Annotated in this window: 15 protein-coding genes; 7 read left to right on the plus strand and 8 right to left on the minus strand. The window is 44.7% G+C overall.

Features of this window, described 5'->3' with window-relative positions; translation table 11 throughout:
- Window positions 1-12: 12 nt before the first annotated feature.
- The 3 genes from napA to napF are packed head-to-tail and all read right to left on the minus strand — an operon-like array spanning window position 13 to window position 3,334.
- The gene (napA, locus tag NDJ01_RS21080) at window positions 13-2,502 is read right to left on the minus strand and encodes a periplasmic nitrate reductase subunit alpha (protein ID WP_258587279.1); all 2,490 of its coding nucleotides are present in this window, start codon (window positions 2,500-2,502) and stop codon (window positions 13-15) included.
- Window positions 2,499-2,807, minus strand: a complete 309-nt coding sequence (locus NDJ01_RS21085; RefSeq protein WP_005398456.1) for a chaperone NapD — start codon at window positions 2,805-2,807, stop codon at window positions 2,499-2,501. The genes napA and NDJ01_RS21085 overlap by 4 nt, the downstream gene beginning before the upstream one ends.
- Before the next feature lie 41 nt (window positions 2,808-2,848).
- The gene (napF, locus tag NDJ01_RS21090) at window positions 2,849-3,334 is read right to left on the minus strand and encodes a ferredoxin-type protein NapF (RefSeq protein WP_225460949.1); all 486 of its coding nucleotides are present in this window, start codon (window positions 3,332-3,334) and stop codon (window positions 2,849-2,851) included.
- 247 nt (window positions 3,335-3,581) lie between these two features.
- Here napF and narQ point away from each other — a divergent pair, with 247 nt between their 5' ends.
- Both narQ and NDJ01_RS21100 read left to right on the plus strand, forming a co-directional pair.
- Window positions 3,582-5,318, plus strand: a complete 1,737-nt coding sequence (gene narQ / locus NDJ01_RS21095; protein ID WP_048625157.1) for a nitrate/nitrite two-component system sensor histidine kinase NarQ — start codon at window positions 3,582-3,584, stop codon at window positions 5,316-5,318.
- Window positions 5,305-5,937: a response regulator gene (locus NDJ01_RS21100; protein ID WP_005398453.1), complete on the plus strand. Its 633-nt coding sequence runs from the start codon at window positions 5,305-5,307 to the stop codon at window positions 5,935-5,937. Before narQ ends, NDJ01_RS21100 begins: the two co-directional genes overlap by 14 nt.
- Before the next feature lie 89 nt (window positions 5,938-6,026).
- Here NDJ01_RS21100 and NDJ01_RS21105 read toward each other — a convergent pair whose 3' ends face one another.
- Window positions 6,027-6,200: a hypothetical protein gene (locus NDJ01_RS21105; protein ID WP_005373524.1), complete on the minus strand. Its 174-nt coding sequence runs from the start codon at window positions 6,198-6,200 to the stop codon at window positions 6,027-6,029.
- Window positions 6,201-6,461: 261 nt separating this feature from the next.
- On the opposite strand from NDJ01_RS21105, the gene NDJ01_RS21110 reads away from it, so the two are divergent.
- Complete coding sequence (locus NDJ01_RS21110) at window positions 6,462-7,325, plus strand: DUF6279 family lipoprotein (RefSeq protein ID WP_258587280.1); 864 nt, start codon at window positions 6,462-6,464, stop codon at window positions 7,323-7,325.
- A gap of 170 nt (window positions 7,326-7,495) precedes the next feature.
- On the plus strand, window positions 7,496-8,725 hold the full coding sequence (gene pepT / locus NDJ01_RS21115) for a peptidase T (protein ID WP_258587281.1): 1,230 nt from the start codon (window positions 7,496-7,498) through the stop codon (window positions 8,723-8,725).
- A gap of 87 nt (window positions 8,726-8,812) precedes the next feature.
- On the opposite strand, the gene NDJ01_RS21120 is transcribed toward pepT, so the two are convergent.
- A complete protein-coding gene (locus NDJ01_RS21120) occupies window positions 8,813-9,277 on the minus strand; it encodes a dCMP deaminase family protein (protein ID WP_005373515.1) in 465 nt (154 codons plus the stop codon).
- Window positions 9,278-9,694: 417 nt separating this feature from the next.
- Here NDJ01_RS21120 and vmeY point away from each other — a divergent pair, with 417 nt between their 5' ends.
- Both vmeY and vmeZ read left to right on the plus strand, forming a co-directional pair.
- Complete coding sequence (gene vmeY / locus NDJ01_RS21125; RefSeq protein WP_258587282.1) at window positions 9,695-10,822, plus strand: multidrug efflux RND transporter periplasmic adaptor subunit VmeY; 1,128 nt, start codon at window positions 9,695-9,697, stop codon at window positions 10,820-10,822.
- An 8-nt stretch (window positions 10,823-10,830) separates the two neighbouring features.
- Window positions 10,831-13,983 carry a multidrug efflux RND transporter permease subunit VmeZ gene (gene vmeZ, locus NDJ01_RS21130; protein ID WP_046875892.1) on the plus strand — a complete coding sequence of 1,051 codons (3,153 nt, stop codon included), beginning with the start codon at window positions 10,831-10,833 and terminating at the stop codon, window positions 13,981-13,983.
- Between the two features lie 91 nt (window positions 13,984-14,074).
- On the opposite strand, the gene NDJ01_RS21135 is transcribed toward vmeZ, so the two are convergent.
- Window positions 14,075-15,844, minus strand: a complete 1,770-nt coding sequence (locus NDJ01_RS21135; protein WP_258587283.1) for a methyl-accepting chemotaxis protein — start codon at window positions 15,842-15,844, stop codon at window positions 14,075-14,077.
- A 101-nt stretch (window positions 15,845-15,945) separates the two neighbouring features.
- Window positions 15,946-16,359 carry an alternative ribosome rescue aminoacyl-tRNA hydrolase ArfB gene (gene arfB / locus NDJ01_RS21140; protein WP_005396137.1) on the minus strand — a complete coding sequence of 138 codons (414 nt, stop codon included), beginning with the start codon at window positions 16,357-16,359 and terminating at the stop codon, window positions 15,946-15,948.
- Between the two features lie 76 nt (window positions 16,360-16,435).
- On the opposite strand from arfB, the gene NDJ01_RS21145 reads away from it, so the two are divergent.
- Window positions 16,436-17,038, plus strand: coding sequence for a beta-phosphoglucomutase family hydrolase (locus NDJ01_RS21145; protein ID WP_031780520.1), 603 nt, complete (start codon window positions 16,436-16,438; stop codon window positions 17,036-17,038).
- An 87-nt stretch (window positions 17,039-17,125) separates the two neighbouring features.
- Here NDJ01_RS21145 and NDJ01_RS21150 read toward each other — a convergent pair whose 3' ends face one another.
- Window positions 17,126-18,118, minus strand: coding sequence for an OmpA family protein (locus tag NDJ01_RS21150; protein ID WP_005396135.1), 993 nt, complete (start codon window positions 18,116-18,118; stop codon window positions 17,126-17,128).
- Window positions 18,119-18,211: the final 93 nt, after the last annotated feature.

The raw sequence follows: 18,211 nt of genomic DNA on the forward strand, positions 1-18,211 counted from the left end.
GGTATCTGAAGGTTAAGCAATCTTAGTGATTTTGACTGGACACTTCTTAAAGTCTGTCTGTTTAGATAGTGGGTCAGTCGCATCTAGGATGAGCTTGTTAATCAAAATACGTGCATCAAAGAACGGTACGAATACCAAACCTTTTGGCGGACGGTTACGACCGCGAGTTTCAACACGAACGCGTACTTCGCCGCGTTTGTTTGCCATGAGTACTTCTTCACCACGACGCACGTTACGCGCTTTTGCGTCCTCAGGGTGCATGTAACACACTGCGTCTGGTACTGCTTTGTATAGCTCAGGTACACGACGAGTCATGGTGCCTGTGTGCCAATGTTCAAGAACACGGCCAGTACATAGCCACATATCAAACTCATCGTTTGGCACTTCTGGTGGCGCTTCATATGGTGCAGAGATAATCTTCGCTTTGCCGTCAGCATTGCCGTAGAAATCCCAACCAGAACCTTCTTTTGCGTATGGATCAGAACCTTCTTTAAAGCGCCATTGTGTTTCCTTACCATCAACAACTGGCCAACGTAGACCACGCACTTTATGGTAACGGTCGTATGGTGCTAAATCATGCCCGTGACCGCGGCCAAACGTTGCGTATTCCTCAAACAGACCTTTTTGAACATAGAAACCGAAGTGGTGAGCATCGTCATTCAATTCGCGAGCTTCTTCGATAGGGAACTTGTCGACATTACCATTGCGGTATAGTACGTCGTACATGGTTTTACCACGATACTGAGGCGCTTTCGCTAGAAGCTCTTCAGGCCACACTTCTTCCATTTTGAAGCGTTTCGAGAACTCCATTAGCTGCCATAGGTCAGATTTTGCCTGACCGACCGTGCCCACTTGTTGGTACCAAGCTTGAGTACGACGCTCTGCGTTACCGTAAGCACCTTCTTTCTCAATCCACATTGCTGTTGGAAGAATAAGGTCTGCTGCTTGCGCTGTTGCCGTCGGGTATGGGTCAGACACAACGATGAAGTTTTCTGGGTTGCGGTAACCTGGAAGACGTTCTGTGTTGATGTTTGGACCTGCTTGCATGTTGTTGTTACATTGAACCCAGTAACAGTTCAGAACGCCGTCATTCAGCATACGGTCTTGCAATACGGCGTGGAAGCCAGGTTTTGGTGGAATCGTCCCTTCTGGCAGTTTCCAGATGTCTTCCGCAATCTTACGGTGTTTCGGGTTAGCTACTACCATGTCTGCAGGTAAACGGTGAGCAAATGTACCCACCTCACGAGCGGTACCACATGCTGATGGTTGACCCGTTAGTGAGAATGGGCTGTTACCTGGAGTCGAGATCTTACCGGTTAGTAGGTGGATGTTGTAAACCAAGTTATTCATCCACACGCCACGAGTATGTTGGTTCATACCCATTGTCCAAAGTGACATTACTTTCGTATTTGGATTGGCGTATTGCTTCGCAAGCTCGATAAGCTTCTCTTTTTCAACACCAGATATTTCAGAGGCTTTCTCTGCGGTGTAAGGTGCAACAGACTTTTTGTACTCTTCAAAAGAGATAGACGTTAGTTTGCCTGAGTTAGGATTCTTCGCTGCTTTTTGTAGCGGATCATCGTCACGTAGGCCGTAACCGATGTCGGTATCTGCTTGAGTGAAGTTAGTGTGCTTGTTCACGAAGTCCCAGTTTACCGCATCGTTTTCGATGATGTAGTTCGCGATGAAGTTAGCAATCGCTAGGTCAGACTGTGGATTAAAAATGTAGCCGTGATCTGCCAACTCAAATGAACGGTGGTAGTAAGTAGAAAGCACGTTCACTTTAACGTGAGGGTGACTTAGGCGACGGTCAGTAATACGAGTCCATAGAACAGGGTGCATCTCTGCCATGTTCGAGCCCCATAGAACGAATGCGTCTGCGTTCTCAAAGTCATCGTAACAACCCATCGGCTCATCGATACCGAATGCGCGCATAAAGCCAACTACAGCAGAAGCCATACAGTGACGAGCGTTTGGATCAATGTTGTTTGAACGGAAGCCCGCTTTCATTAGCTTTGACGCAGCGTAGCCTTCCATTACTGTCCATTGGCCTGAGCCAAACATACCTACGCTTGTTGGACCTTTTTTCTCGAGGGAAGCTTTCCATTTCTCAGCCATGATGTCGAAAGCGTCATCCCAAGAGATAGGTGTAAATTCACCGTCTTTGTGGAATTTGCCATCTTTCATTCTCAGCATCGGCTGGGTCAGACGGTCTTGACCGTACATGATCTTAGAAAGGAAGTAGCCTTTAATACAGTTTAGGCCTTTGTTTACTGGTGCTTCTGGGTCACCCTGTGTTGCTACCACTTTACCATTTTGAGTACCAACAAGAACAGAACAGCCTGTACCACAGAAACGACAAGGTGCTTTGTCCCATGTGATTTTGGTTTGATCAGAGCTTGCAATCAGGTTGGCTGCAGATGCTGGTAGTGTAACACCTGCGACAGCAGCAGCTGATGCAGCCGCGTTTGCTTTCACAAACGCACGTCTTGTCATTTTCATACTTCACCCTCGATTTGGGAATGTTGTGTTCCAGTGTCTTCTTCATCCGTTTCTTCAAGCCCAGTTTCGATTTGGTGATAAACCAATACCGTGCTCAAGACATTCGGTAAATTGTTGATGGCATCGATAGTGTCTGTGATAAAACCTTGGTTTTCGGTTTCAAGCACGACGATAATCTTGCCTTCTGGACTGTCACCATAGATTTCCGCATTTTCATGTGCTTCGATCTGTTGTTTGATTTCGTCCAGATGTTCTGGCAGTACGTGTACTACCAAACTTGAAATATGCACTTCATTTAGTGACATATAGCTCTCTCATTTATTGCCTTTGGCCGACGACATACGGCTTAGGCTGTTATATTGCTCACATTGATGGATGAAGTCGGGCACACTGAAACACAGGCGCCGCAGCCGTTACACTCATCAAGGTCTAAATTGGGTTGTGCTACTTTCCCCAGCTCTAATTTGAACTGAATTGCCATCGGGTCGCACATATCCCCACAGCTTCGGCATTCGACATTTTGTTTTGCTAAGCAGCTATCATTGATGCTTGCTTTCGCTTGCCAAGGTTGCTCTGTTTTTGGCAAGAAAAGGGGCTCAGGACAGGCGTCTGCACACTGATAACAAAATGTGCACTCATCAATAGAAAAATCGACCGCAGGGAATCCGCCATCACTTTTAGTTATAATCTTTGTTTCGCAGGCCTCAATGCATTTACCGCAGCGAGTGCAATCGTCCGTAAACTGTTCTGGCTTGGTTAACCAAGGCAAACGTACGGCGTTGTCGGGGTGCGCTTTTCTTGCAAAGAGTCTTCTTCTGGAAAGGTCTACCACTTAGTCACCTCGAAACTTGGAACCCAAACTAAGCATAGTCCACAATTTTCATTAATAAACTGTCATTTAAACTAACGAAATTGTAGTTTTTGACATATTTGTATAAATACCTCTTAGGAGGTAAATGGGATGCAATATTGTTTTGGATCAATAAATTCCGTCGCAGGTGATCACATATTGATAAAGTTGAAAGGTAATGGGTTCATTGCACGTATAAATAGGGCTGTTAATGGGCGAGGAACTCAGATTGTTTAAAAATGTGAAAAAGTCAGTGACGCGCACGATTGCTTCCGCGATGCTTCTTATTTTGCTGCTTTCAGTTGCTACGACTGGTTTTGCAATTTTTACATTAGCGTCAAGCTTGAATGATGCAGAAGCCGTCAATGTTGCTGGCTCAATGCGAATGCAAAGTTATCGTTTGGCACATGATATTCAGATTAAATCTGTTGATTACTCTTCACATATTGACGCATTTGAACATTCGATATACTCACCTTCTATGAAAGCGCTCCAGCATTGGTCAGTGCCAGAAGACATTACTCATGATTACTACCGTCTTATTATGAGATGGCATGAGCTCAAGTCGGTGTTGAGAGGAGACAACCCGGCGGAGTACCAACTCCTAGTGGCTGGTTTTGTAAAGCAGATCGATGAGTTTGTATTTAAGCTGCAAAGCTTTTCGGAGCAAAAGCTGATTAACTTAGCTTGGATTGGCGGGTTAGGGTTAGGCGGTATCCTTTGTGTCAGTATGTTTGTTGTCCATTTTGTGCGCCTCGAAGTTGTACGGCCTTTGCGTGCTTTAGTTTTTGCTAGCGAGCAAATTAAGAATCGCTCATTTAATATATCGCTTGATGTATCCAGCGATAATGAAATGGGGATCCTGACTCGAACCTTTAATCGGATGGCGACGGACCTTGGTAAGTTATACCGAGGGCTAGAACAAGCGGTTGATGAAAAAACGCGTAAATTACAGCATGCGAATCAGTCTTTAGAAGTATTGTATGACTCGTCGAAAGAGTTAACGGCTTCGCGTATTAATCAGGATAACTTCCAAGCCATATTGCAACATATTGCAAGTCTTGAAGGCATTAAAGCGGTCAAACTTGAAATAGAGCAATTGGGAGAACCGAGTTGGATATTGATGGAGGGGGAAGAGTGCTGCCATGACTGTGATGAAGATTGCCACAGTAAGGCTCTAACGTTGGACGGTGAACACTTAGGCTATTTGTATTGGAAGGCAGGGCTACCTTGTCCGAATGAGGCGCTGATTGACAACTTTGTGCAGATTTTATCGCGTGCCGTGTATTACAATCGAGCCCAACGCCAAGCAGAACAAATCCTACTGATGGAAGAGCGAGCCACCATTGCTCGGGAACTGCATGATTCATTAGCTCAAGCACTCTCTTATTTAAAAATTCAGGTCGCTTTATTAAAGAGAAGCGTAAAGAATTTGCCTGATGAAAAAGCGATAGCTCAGGCGAATCAAGTCATTGCCGAGTTGGATACGGGCTTATCTGCTGCTTATACCCAACTACGCGAATTACTGACGACGTTTCGTCTTACGATTAAAGAGGGCAGTTTTGGCCAAGCATTGCAAGATATGGTCGAAACGCTCAACGAACAAACCGTCGCTGACATTACGTTAAAAAATAGACTTTCTTCAACTGAACTGGATGCACACCAGCAGGTTCATTTACTACAGTTGATAAGAGAAGCGGCAATTAATGCCATCAAGCATGCGCAAGCAGATAATATTCACATTCAATGTCTTGATAATGATGGAAAAGTCACAGTAACCGTTACCGATGATGGAATAGGCTTTGAACATCAAGACGAAAAATTAAATCATTACGGTATGAGTATCATGCAAGAGCGAGCCGCTAGGCTGCATGCCGATCTTCACATTGAAGCATCGATCAACAAAGGCTGTACCGTAAAACTAGAATTCCAACATAGTAAGGAAGTAAACAGTGACAGTGTGTAAAGTAATGCTGGTGGATGATCATCCACTCATGCGACGAGGTATTCACCAACTTTTAAGCTTTGAGCCTGAGTTTGAAGTCGTTGCAGAAGCAAGTAATGGCGCAGATGCGGTAGCGAAAGCGCATGAGCTGGAACTGGATCTTGTACTTCTTGATCTCAATATGAAAGGCATGTCAGGCCTCGATACCTTACAAGCGCTACGTGCTGATGGTTGTGAAGCTCGAATTGTTATCTTAACTGTATCAGATAGCCCAGCTGACATAGAAGCAATAGTTAGAAGTGGCGCAGATGGCTATTTGTTGAAAGATACCGAGCCTGATGAGTTGGTTGAGTTGCTAAAACAAGCGCATCAAGGCGACAAAGCATACAGCCAAGAAGTTTCTAAGTACTTGAGTGAGCGTTCAGGACAAGAGGACGTTTTTGATACGCTGACGGATCGCGAAACGCAGATCTTAAGAGAGGTGGCAAGAGGTTTCCGCAACAAGCAGATTGCCGATCGTCTTTTTATTTCTGAATCCACGGTTAAAGTGCATATGAAGAGTTTACTTAAAAAGCTTCAAGTTCCTTCTCGTACTGCGGCAACCGTTCTTTATCTTGAGCGCTTTGGCGACATCAAATAATACAGTTGAAGAACAATCCCAAACCACCAATGGAATCAATCGTTTAGCGTAATTTTAATAATAAAAAAACCGCCTTTAAGGCGGTTTTTTTATTTGTCTGGGCGAATAGAGTACAAGTCACTGTTGTGCTTACCGCACTCTAAATAGTACTGATAAGCCACTTTTTTGCTTTCAGCAATGACTCTCATGCAGTGCATTTTCCCCTGTTCAAAATATCGAATCTCATATTCTACACTGGTATCAAGTTGCTCAGCGGCTGCCATACTTCGCCTCCATAAACCATCCAAAAAACATCCATGCAAATTATATGCCGTTATAGGGAGCGTCGTTCGGTGTGTTTTTTAGCCGATAATTGCGCTCTAACTCACTTTTTTGCGGATAGTTGTGATCAAAAAGTTAATTTCAAACTCTATATATTATTAAGGTGGCAATCAATATTTGTCACACTGGTGTAAGTTTGCCGCAATATTAAGTGATACAAGTTGAGTATAGAACTTAATCAATAGAAAAGGGAATACGAATAAGTGACTAAATTACAGGGTGTATCTAATAAGGTGCTTGGTTATGGCCTTCTATTTTGTTTCGTATTTCTTCTTGCCGGATGTACGAAGAAGTTTCTATACAGCAATATCGATTGGTTCGTTATCGATTACATAGAGGATTATGTTTCTCTGCAAGGTGAACAAGAAGTCCTAGTGGAAGAACGCTTATTATTGTTAGCAGAATGGCATAAGAAAGAAGAATTACCGTTATATATCGATCATTTAAAAGAGCTTGAGGGATTAAAAGCGAGCGATATCACCCTAAATTATTTGCAGGAAAATCGAGATAGAATGCAAGCGCATTACGATAGAGTGGTAAGCAAAGCGGCACCAGACCTTTTTGCTTTGAGTTTACAGTTAACGAAAGATCAAGAACGGGAATTTCTGAGTAATGTACAAGAGCATTATCAAGAGCGAAACGCAAAATATGCGGATAAAACGGAAGATGAAATACGTGAAATTATTCTAGATAACACAGAAGAATGGATGGAAGAGTGGTTGGGAAGCCTATCAGAAAGTCAGCGCCAATTAGCTCAAACGTTTTCTCAGCAAGTCACTCTTAACAGTCCTTTATGGAGAGGTTATCGAGCAACGATATATCAAGAGCTTGAATATCTGTTCGACAACAAGTCCAATGCTGTCACTTATCAGGATATATTTATGCGCCTGTTGTTCGAGCCAGAGAGCTATTACAGTGAGCAGCTTTCTAAAAATATTGATTCTAACTTTGTGCTGGTCGATCAACTGACATTAGATATTTCTCAATCTATGACCGATAAACAATGGCGTCATTTTCGCGGTAAGGTAAAAGAGTGGCGAGTACTAGCTGAGGAATTATTAGATTAGATTCATGCTTCAATTGACGAGGGGATGTGCCGTAGCCTTTCTTATGAAAAAATGATTCAAAGCAAATTCTTATTGAGTTAAGAGCGTAACATAGCTTGAGGTTTGATGAGGTAAGGTCAGCTTATTGATGGTTGATAAAGCCTCATCGTATAAAAACAATGAGAATAAATATGAAACATTTAGTTGAAAGATTTCTTCGCTACGTCACGTTCGATACCCAATCAAATCCACATGTTACGCTTTGCCCAAGCTCGCCAGGTCAGCTTGTGTTTGCTGAGCTGCTTAAGAAAGAGATGATCGAACTTGGCTTAAGTGATGTGACATTAGATAAAAATGGCTACTTGATGGCTAGACTGCCAGCTAACGTTGATTATGAGGTGCCGCCTATCGGCTTTATTGCCCATATGGATACCGCGCCTGACGCCTCAGGAAAAAACGTAAAACCGCAATTTATTGAAGATTACCAAGGCGGCGATATTGCGCTAGGGTTGGGGGATAAAGTGTTATCTCCGGTGCAATACCCAGATTTACATCATCTACATGGCCACAATCTTATCACTACCGATGGCACTACATTACTTGGCGCGGATAACAAAGCTGGTATTGCTGAGATTCTCTCTGCAGTCGCGCTGTTACTAGAAAATCCAGACATTCCACACGGCGACATTTGTATCGGCTTTACACCAGATGAAGAGATTGGCCGGGGCGCAGATTTATTTGATGTTGAAAAGTTTGGCGCGAAATGGGCATACACTATTGATGGTGGCCCGCAAGGTGAGCTGGAATACGAAAATTTTAATGCGGCAAACGCCGATGTGATTTTTCATGGTGTCAGCGTTCACCCTGGTACTGCAAAAGGTAAAATGGTTAATGCGATGAACTTGGCTGCGAAATTTCAGGTTCAAATGCCTCAAGATCAAACTCCCGAAACAACAGAAGGCTACGAAGGGTTCTTCCATTTAAAATCGGCAGAAATGGGCGTGGCGCGAAGCGAACTTGGTTACATTATCCGAGACTTTGATCGTCATGGGCTTGAAGAGCGAAAAGCCTTTATGCAGAAACTCGTTGATGACATGAACGCGGGCTTACGCCATGGTTCTGTAGAACTGAAAATAACAGACAGCTATTACAATATGAGAGAAATGGTTGAGCCTTACCCGCATATCATTGAGCTAGCGAAGCAAGCGATGGAAGCGTGTGATGTGGAGCCGATTATAAAACCTATTCGTGGTGGTACAGATGGCGCTCGTTTATCTTTTATGGGGTTGCCGTGCCCTAATATCTTCACTGGTGGTTTTAACTTCCATGGGATTCATGAGTTTATTTCGGTTGAAATGATGGAGAAGTCAGTGCTTGTTATCGTCAAAATTGCTGAAATCACCGCGAAAAAACACGGTTAACAGACCAAGTCGAGCGGTTCTTGTCTATTGAATGGGGAAAAATAGCCCAGAGTCATCTGGGCTATTTTTAAATTCAAAAACGAAACATTAACGTACGTCTTTGTCTTCAATTTCAATGTCTTCTAGTGGTAGCCAGTCGACTTTCACACCCGCTTGATCGAACATGTCTTGGCTGACTTGGATTTTATCTCCCCAGCGAGATAGAAAGTCTTCAGATTGCTCAGGGCAGTGCACGTGTGAGATCCCTGTTTGAATGATCTTTGCCGCGCAATTAGGACATGGAAAATGCGTCACCCAAATATCACATCCGTCTAAATCACGTTTTGAGAACAAAATTGCGTTCTCTTCCGCGTGTAGTGTTTTAAGGTATTTCAACTCGCGTTCATCGGTATCGACACTGTCAGAAACACCGTGCGGGTAGCCATTAAATCCAACAGATACAATGCGATTCTGTTTAGTGATAACTGCACCGACTTGTGTTGATGGGTCCTTACTCCATGACGCCACTAGTTCTGCCATCTGGTAAAAGCGTTTTGCCCATTTAGAAATCATAGTCATCCTCTCTGTCGAAGGCGTTGAATTAATTGAATGATAACCCATTTATATTAAAAAAATAGTCAAAATCGGGGTCTTGAGTATGAAGGCGTCATTTTTTGTCTTTTTAACCATAAAACGTTCTTATCTTGAGCACCGAATCTCACTTTCCGTCTTTATACGATATCTCACTTAGTGTTTCCTGGTGCCTCTAAATGCACGATGCCTGAGAGTGTATATCAAATAGTTATGATTGAGCTGTTTGTATATTGTTCGTTAAATATCACTGTTAACTAAATTACTTTATTTTCTTTTTGTTTCTCATGTTTACATTTAGAAACATTTTGGGGGCTTTTGAGTGAAGTTTTCAGTTGCAGCAAGGAGTAAGGTTGATGGGAATTCAACAATATCCTGTTCTATAAAGACGGTAAATACATGCAAAAGAAACCACTTGTCGCACTAATGGCGGCTACAGCAATCCTCGCTGGATGCGGGGAAGCTAATAATGCCCAAAGGGAAGGCCAAGCGCCTCTCGTAGTGACTCAGGATGTCACGGTTATCGACTACCAACCGAGCAAGTCTTATATCGGTCGCATTGAAGCAGTAGAAGATACCAATATTACCGCGCAGATTTCTGGCTATTTAAAAGCTCGTCACTTTGAAGAGGGGCAAATGGTAGAAAAAGGGCAGCTTCTTTATTCTATCGAGCCATCTTCTTTTGAAGCACAAGTCGCGAGCGCTAAAGCGGCACTTGCACAAGCAAAAGCCGCGCTAAAAAAAGCGGAACTAGACCACACCCGAGGTAAAAACTTGTTGCCTCGCGGTAGTATCTCCCAATCTGAGTTTGACGCCTTAACTGCGGCACTTCTTGGTGCGAAAGCCGAGCTAGAAGCAGCAAACGCTCAGCTAAAGCTTGCTGAAGTTAACCTTTCCTATACTCAAATCCGGGCTCCGTTTAGCGGTCGTATTAGCGATACCAAAGTGAGTACCGGTGATCTTGTTTCCCCTTCATCTGGCGTGCTGACGACATTGGTGAGCTTAGACCCAGTGCATACTTCATTTAGTGTGAGTGAGCGCGAGCGCTTAGCCATGGGGATGGATCAAGTCAAAGGCGACGGCTCAGCAGAATCAAACAGAGTTGAAGTTCAGCTTGAGCTGGAAAATGGTCAGTTTTTTGAGCATCTCGGTAAGCTCGATTTCTTAGGTAATCGTATCGATACCAAAACTGGTACGATTGCAATGCGTGCGCTAGTGCCAAACCCAGAGCAGAAGTTACTTCCGGGTCAGCACATCAAAGTGAACTTGAGAGATAAGAACACGAAAGACGTTATTGTTATCCCACGACGTGCCGTACAGACTGACTTAGAAGGTGACTTTGTGATGGTGATGGCTGAGAGAAGTGTGGCAGAGCGTCGTAACGTCGAGCTTGGACCTCAGGTTGAACAAGGCATTATCATTCGAGAAGGCCTCGATCAGGAAGATACGGTTATTACACAGGGCCTACAGCGTGTGCGTAATGGTGTAGAAGTGCGCATTCAAACACCTGCTGAAGATAAGCAGTAGGGGGCACTATGTTAAGTCGTTTCTTTATTCAGAGACCTAAATTCGCGCTGGTTATTTCGATCATATTAACGCTAGCAGGCGCGATCTCACTGGCGATTTTGCCAGTGGCGGAGTACCCACAGATAAGTCCGCCATCAGTCAGCGTTTCGGCATACTACACCGGTGCGAGTGCGGAAGTTGTCGAGCAGGCCATTGCGGACCCCATAGAGACCTCGGTCAATGGCGTTGAGGACATGATCTACATGTCTTCAAAGAGCGCGAACGATGGCTCATACAGCCTAAATGTCACGTTCGATGTCGGAACCGATCCAGACATGGCACAAGTAAACGTGCAAAACCGTGTATCACAGATCGAGTCAAAACTGCCTCAAGAAGTGCGCATGGTTGGTGTGACGGTGAAAAAGCGTTCACCTGACTTGCTGATGGTACTTAACTTCTATTCACCTGATGGCAAATACGATGATCAGTTCTTGATTAACTACATTAACTTGAATGTAAAAGATCAGCTGGCTCGTGCGAAAGGTATCAGTGAAGTTAACGTGATTGGTGGTGGCGAATACGCAATGCGTGTTTGGTTAGATCCGGAAAAAATGGCCAATCTTAAGCTAACCACGTCAGACGTATACGCCGCTTTGGCTGAACAAAACGTTCAAGTTGCGGCAGGACGTGTTGGTGCAGCACCATACAACAATCCGCAAGAAGTTCAGTTTAACCTTGTGACCAAAGGTCGCTTGGAAAGCGTGAGCGAGTTTGAGAACGTTGTCCTTCGAGCTAATCCAAATGGTTCCACGGTTTATCTGAAAGATGTCGCTCGTGTCGAACTAGGTAAAAAGTTCTACGATGGTAACGGTAAATTCCGTGGTCAGGACGCGTCAATTGTTGCATTGTCTCTTCAATCGGATGCGAACGCGTTAGAAAGTGGTCAGGCCGTCATGGAGCTGCTTGAGGACTTGAGTAAAAACTTCCCTGAGGGCATGGCGTATGAGACCAGCTACGATACAACCGTGTTCGTATCTGAATCGATCAAAGGGGTAGTCAAAACACTGATTGAAGCGATTCTATTGGTGATTGCTGTAACTTACTTGTTTTTGGGGAGTGCGCGCGCAACTTTGATTCCTGTTGTTGCGATCCCCGTTTCTCTGATTGGTACGTTTGCCATCATGCAGGCGACGGGCTTCACCATCAATACGGTCACTTTGTTTGGCTTGATCCTCGCGATTGGTATCGTGGTGGACGATGCGATTCTGGTTATCGAAAACGTCGATACCACCATGGCGAAAGACCCAACCATTTCACCGCGTAAAGCGACATTGCTAGCGATGAAAGAAGTAACGGGCCCAATCATCACGTCGACCTTGGTTTTACTTGCGGTATTCATACCAGTCGCGATGCTGCCGGGTATCACCGGTATCATGTATCGCCAGTTCGCTTTGACCATCTGTATTTCGGTTGTGATCTCATCCATCAACGCATTGACGCTGTCTCCAGCACTTTGTTCTTTGGTATTGAAGCAGGGTGGGGGCAACACTGCTAACTGGTTCCAGGCTTTCAACCGCGGCTTAGAGCGTATCACAACGCGTTATGGTCAGGTCGCTGGTTTCTTGGTGAAGAAATCTTTGCTGCTCGTGACGTTCTTTATAGTCGCTATCGCGGCGGTCACTTTCTTTGCGAAAACCACCTCAACAGCGTTTGTTCCTCAAGAAGATAAAGGCATTTTGCTGGTTAACGTTCAGCTACCAGATTCAGCTTCTTTATCTCGTACTGAAGAAGTCACCAATGATTTAATGAACATGATTGGTGAAGAACCTGGTGTGGATGGCGTGACGGTTGCAAACGGTTACTCGTTTATGACAGGCGCAGCAGCATCAAACGGTGCATCTGTGTTTATCAAACTGCATGACTGGGATACTCGTAACTCGTTGCAAGGGGAACACTCTGCCAATGCCATCGCGGCGCGTATTAACGGTCGTGCTGCAACAGAGTTGCCTCAAGCGGTTGTGTTTGCGATGGGACCTCCGGCGGTTCCTGGTATGGGCGCTGCGTCTGGTTTTGAGTTTGTGCTTGAAGATACGCTAGGGCGAAGCCGTACCGATTTGTCGATGGTCATGGGAGAAATGATCCAAGCGGCTAACCAAGCCCCTGAAATTGCCTACACGTTTAGCACGTTCCGCGCGAATGTTCCGCACTACTACGTTGATATCGACCGTGAGAAAGCGCAGCAGTTGGGTATTTCGCTATCGTCTATTTTCCAAACCTTGCAAGGCAACTTAGGTTCGCTTTATGTGAATGACTTCACCATGTTTGGTAAGAACTTCCGCGTAACCATGCAAGCTGATAGCCAGCACCGTAGCAGCATGGAAGATCTAGAGCGTTTCCATGTTCGTTCTTCGAACGGTGATATGGTTCCGTTAAGTACGCTAGTGAGCTACGAGCAAGTGTTTGAGCCTGATGTGGCATGGCGTTACAACATGTACCGCAGTGCTATCATTCAAGGCCAACCAGCTCCGGGCTACTCTAGTGGTGATGCGATTGCCGCAATGGAACGCGTTGCTGCTGAAGTTCTCCCGCAGGGATACACGTACGAATGGACAGGTATGGCTTACCAGGAAGTGCTTGCGGGTAACCAAGCCATTTATGCGTTTGCTCTTGCTTTGATCTTCATTTACTTGTTCATGGTGGCACAATATGAGAGCTGGAGTATTCCATTAGCCATCATTTTGGTGGTGCCAGTAGCAACGTTAGGCTCCTTCTTGGCGTTGAATCTGACTGGGACACCGCTTAACTTGTATGCGCAAATTGGCCTTGTCTTGCTCATAGCCTTGGCGGCGAAAAACGCAATTTTGATTGTGGAGTTCGCCAAGCAAGAACGTGAAGAAAAAGATGCTGATATCGATAGTGCAGCGGTTAAAGGAGGCACGTTACGTTTCCGCGCTGTGAATATGACATCTTGGTCGTTTATCCTGGGTATCTTCCCGCTGATCTTCGCCGCAGGTGCAGGGCACGTGAGCCAAAACTCGCTCGGCGTGTCGCTGATTGGTGGTCTATTGTGTGTGCTTCTAGCAGGTACATTCTTGATCCCAGGCTTCTACGCTCTGGTGCAAAGACAGCGTGAGAAAGTTCATGGCGGCAACACCAAGCTGGTTCCTCTTGATGATGAGTAATCACACCCGCTGCGCACAGTAGAGCACGAAGTTAAAGTCGAAAAAAAGCCCGAAGCAATGATTGCCTCGGGCTTTTTATTTGTAGGGAAGGTTATTTTAGCGCGGTTTTAAATTGTGCAACGGCTTCGTCCATATCATGAGCTTGAGCAGAAACAGAGTTCACCTCGTGCAAGCATTCCTGAGCGGATTGCATGTTGTTTTCAGATATCGCGTTAAGCTCGGTGATTGAGCCACTAACTTGGTTCATCACGATACCTTGCTCTTCAATCGCAGAAGCAATGCGCTCCGAATTGCCTTGAATTGCATGCATGTCAGTGATGATCTGCTGCAGGCTAGAATCCAGTTTTTCAGAGGCATTGAGCGTTTGTTGTCCTTGATCGTTACATTGATCAATATCCGCCACGACCGTCGACATTTGAGCTTGAATATCAACAACAACTCGCGTGATTTCCTCGGTAGATTGATGAGTTCGGCTAGCTAGGGCACGTACTTCATCGGCAACAACGGCGAAGCCACGACCTTGCTCGCCTGCTCGCGCGGCTTCAATTGCTGCATTGAGAGCCAGTAAGTTAGTTTGTTCCGCAATTTCTTGGATGATGTTCACGGCACCACCAATTTTATCTACATGCTGGTTCAACGAGCCAATCGACTGCTGACTGTTCGATAAAATACTGGTCAATTGACCAATGTTGGTTACGGTGGTTTCAACAACACTTCGGCCTTGTTCGGCATTATTCGCGGCTTGATGTACACCCTCTACCGCAACCGACGTGCTTTCCGATATTTCGCCTATCGTTGCCACCATTTGCTGAACCGCAGTAGCCATCGATGCAGTGTGGTCCGTTTGAGTATGGAACTGCTCCATAACCCCTTCTAGCTCACGATGCATATTATCGGTACTGGTTGTTAACTGCGCCGATTTTTCTTGGGTGCCACTAATTAACTGCTCAAGCTTATCCAACAGATCATTGAGGTGGTGGCTGATATCAAATAGCTCATCTTTGCCTTTCAAGTCAGAGCGCAGTCCCATGTTGTTTGTTTCGCTAATGCTTCGAATGGTGCCAAGCAAGCTGTTTACTCGTGTATTGATTGAGCGAGAGATCTGCCAAATCAATGCGAAAATAACAACTAAGATCAGAGCGGTAATGACTTGCTTGATAGTCGACATTCGTTCATCACGCTTTGCAGCAGCAGAGCTAAGGGCTGTCGAAAAGGTTTCAAATTGCTCTTCTACAGCATGAGATAATGCGCGAGTTTCACCAAGTAGGCCTTGGTCGTAAGCGACCCCTACAACTTGTTTTTGTGCCGCTACTAGCTTACCTGTTTTGATGAGCTCCGGAGCATATAGCCCAACAAGCAAATCACTATTGAATTGACCTGATTTGACCGCAGAGTCAAAACGAACCAACGCCAGCAATTGCTGGTGGTCGGAGCGTTGCTTGGCTTCTAACAGTGCTTGCTCGTAACCAGAAAGAAGGCCACTCTTTGCATCAAGTCCGTAGCGTTGGTAAGCACTGACCAGATTCTGAAAGCCCTTTTGGTATGCAAGAAGGTCTTGTTTGAATCGTTGACTGGAAGGTAATTCATTGCTCGTGAGTATGCTCGCAAGCTCTTTTTCGGTATTTAGAAACTTATCAACATTCGCATCAAATTTGTTTAAGTATTTGTCATTACTACGCAGTAAGAAATCTTTCTCGTTTCTGCGTAAGTTGAGTAAACGTATTTCTAGATCGCCAACGAGTTTGATGGCGTGGTTAAGTTCATTGCTCTTATTGGCGAAATGGGATGACGTACCCAAAAGGGCCACGATGCCTAAAATGGCGATAACTCCGAGGAAGTAGAGTTTTTGCCTAATAGTCATATTGTTGTTTCCTGAATAAGTAACTAAAAAGAGAAATCCAATGAGATTTCCCAAGGGCTAGCAAACGTTGTTCAACTAACATGTCGAGAAAACGACATGCATTAATACAGCACTTTCTTACGTTGCTGCTTTTTCGCTCCATGCTTGTTCTTGGTATCAAGTCTTCGGCGTTGAGAAGCGCGGGTTGGTTTCGTTTTAATACGCTTCTTCTCCTGTAAGGCGGCAGCTTTAATTAAAGCTTGAAGCCGATTCAGGGCGTCTTCCTTATTTTGTTCTTGCGTGCGAAATTGTTGCGCTTTGATGATGATCACGCCATCTTTAGTTATACGACTGTCAGAAAGAGCAAGTAATCGTTCTTTGTAGAAGTCAGGTAAGCTGGAATGTCGGATATCAAAGCGTAAATGTATAGCGGACGCTACCTTGTTAACGTTCTGGCCACCATTTCCTTGAGCTCTAATTGGGGATAATTGAATTTCCCACTCTTGAATTGTGACGGAGTTCGAAATTTTGAGCATGATAAGTAAATGCCGGTAAGGACGATTGAAAGAGCTGATAAATTAGCATCACAGGTGTACAAATAGAAGAAAAGACATGAGCACGATTGATTTTAGGCCCTATGAGGGATTCATATTTGATATGGATGGTACTTTAATAGATACCATGCCAGCCCATTTGGCTGCTTGGCAAGCAACCGCAGATCGCTTTGATTTTCCGTTTTGTCAGGAGTGGTTTCACAGTTTAGGGGGCATGCCGAGCTTTAAAATTGTTGAGGAGCTAAACCGTGTGCATGAGCTTTCATTAGATCCTAAAACCGTCGCTACATTTAAAATGGAAACGTTCGCTGCTATGGAGCTGCACGGGGACGTTATTCCTTGCACTAATATCGTGTTAGAAGAATATTTAGGCCACAAGAAAATAGCGGTCGGGACTGGCAGTCAACGAGAAAGTGCCATGCGCTTATTGAGCCACTCCGGTTTATTGGACAAGTTGGATGTTGTGGTAACAGCAAGTGATGTAGAGAACCATAAGCCTTTTCCGGATACCTTTTTGGTGGCGGCCGAGCATCTTGGGTTGGAAGCCTCACAATGTCTTGTATTCGAGGATACCGAGCTAGGTAAACGAGCGGCGCATGCAGCGGGTATGGATTGTGTTATGGTGCAAGATAACGAGTTAATCTTTTTTCCAAAACCATAGTAAAAAGAGCGATAAAGCGAGATCAAAATGGGGTGCAAACGCACCCCATTAACTTTTACAACATCATAGATAAAGTATCATAGATGTTTATTCAGGTTGAACTAGCTCTTGGTATTCAAACGAAGGAACCACAACCTCTACGCGACGGTTTTTCTCACGACCTTCACGAGTGCTGTTGTCAGCAACTGGGTTTTCTTCACCCATGCCTTTCACAGTTAAACGATCTGAGTCAATGCCTGCAGCAGTTAGGTAATCCGCAACAGATTGAGCACGACGCTCAGACAGTTTTTGGTTGTAAGTCGCAGGACCAGAGCTATCCGTGTAGCCAGTGATCTCTACTTGAGCTTGAGGGTATTCGTTCAAGAATGATACGAAGTTGTCTAGACGCTCCGAAACAGAGTCTGTTAGCTTAGCACTGTCGAATTCAAACGTACCTGTACCGTACTCTTCTTTGTGCACTTTGCTCATCATCACTGGTTCTGGATCTGGCTCAACCACTTCTTCTGTTACAACTGCCGCAACCACTGGCGCAGCCGCAAATTTGTAGTTAAAGCCGATACCGAAGAAGTTAGCGTCCATGTCGTCCCATACGTCATCAGACAGATCTTGATAGCGTTGATATTCTGCGCGTACGCTCCAGTTTCTGTCGATAGTGTATTCAGCACCTAGCGAGCCAGTTGGAACGAAATCTTTTTCGTCATCAGACATCATGTAAGCACCACCGATCTTAGCGAATAAGTTCCAAGATTCGTTCAAGTGCCAGTTAAATTTAGGTGCGAGAGTTAAAGCCGTTAAATTGCCGTCGATCGTATTAACTGTATTAGCCCCTGACTTAAAGTTAGCTTTGTAATCGCCTAAGAAGTCGACACCATACTCTAGCCCGATGATATCGGTGAAGTCATAACCGATATGTAGTCCAGCACCAAAAGCTTCATCATCACAAGGGCTATTTAGATAGCAAGCATCGTCAAGTGTAGTCATGCCTACTTTGCCCCCGATATACATTTCAGCTTGAGCAGAGTTTAAAAGCGCGCTACTACCAGCTACCACTGCTGCTACTGCAATTGCTACTTTGTTCATAATGTTTCCTTGTATTGATTGCATATTAACTTCTACTTCGTTTTATCAAAAAATTAGAAAAAACCAGCGTTTATAAGAAATTAGTTTAATATT

It is taken from the genome of Vibrio sp. HS-50-1 (assembly GCF_024747315.1).
Taxonomy (GTDB): Bacteria; Pseudomonadota; Gammaproteobacteria; order Enterobacterales; family Vibrionaceae; genus Vibrio; species Vibrio diabolicus.

Excerpts from the sequence above, each read along its gene's own strand:
- vmeY (WP_258587282.1), top strand. The coding sequence starts at position 9,695 with ATGCAAAAGAAACCACTTGTCGCACTAATGGCGGCTACAGCAATCCTC.
- NDJ01_RS21135 (WP_258587283.1), bottom strand. The coding sequence starts at position 15,844 with ATGACTATTAGGCAAAAACTCTACTTCCTCGGAGTTATCGCCATTTTA.
- NDJ01_RS21150 (WP_005396135.1), bottom strand. The coding sequence starts at position 18,118 with ATGAACAAAGTAGCAATTGCAGTAGCAGCAGTGGTAGCTGGTAGTAGC.
- NDJ01_RS21105 (WP_005373524.1), bottom strand. The coding sequence starts at position 6,200 with ATGGCAGCCGCTGAGCAACTTGATACCAGTGTAGAATATGAGATTCGA.
- arfB (WP_005396137.1), bottom strand. The coding sequence starts at position 16,359 with ATGCTCAAAATTTCGAACTCCGTCACAATTCAAGAGTGGGAAATTCAA.
- napA (WP_258587279.1), bottom strand. The coding sequence starts at position 2,502 with ATGAAAATGACAAGACGTGCGTTTGTGAAAGCAAACGCGGCTGCATCA.
- NDJ01_RS21145 (WP_031780520.1), top strand. The coding sequence starts at position 16,436 with ATGAGCACGATTGATTTTAGGCCCTATGAGGGATTCATATTTGATATG.
- pepT (WP_258587281.1), top strand. The coding sequence starts at position 7,496 with ATGAAACATTTAGTTGAAAGATTTCTTCGCTACGTCACGTTCGATACC.
- vmeZ (WP_046875892.1), top strand. The coding sequence starts at position 10,831 with ATGTTAAGTCGTTTCTTTATTCAGAGACCTAAATTCGCGCTGGTTATT.
- NDJ01_RS21085 (WP_005398456.1), bottom strand. The coding sequence starts at position 2,807 with ATGTCACTAAATGAAGTGCATATTTCAAGTTTGGTAGTACACGTACTG.
- NDJ01_RS21120 (WP_005373515.1), bottom strand. The coding sequence starts at position 9,277 with ATGATTTCTAAATGGGCAAAACGCTTTTACCAGATGGCAGAACTAGTG.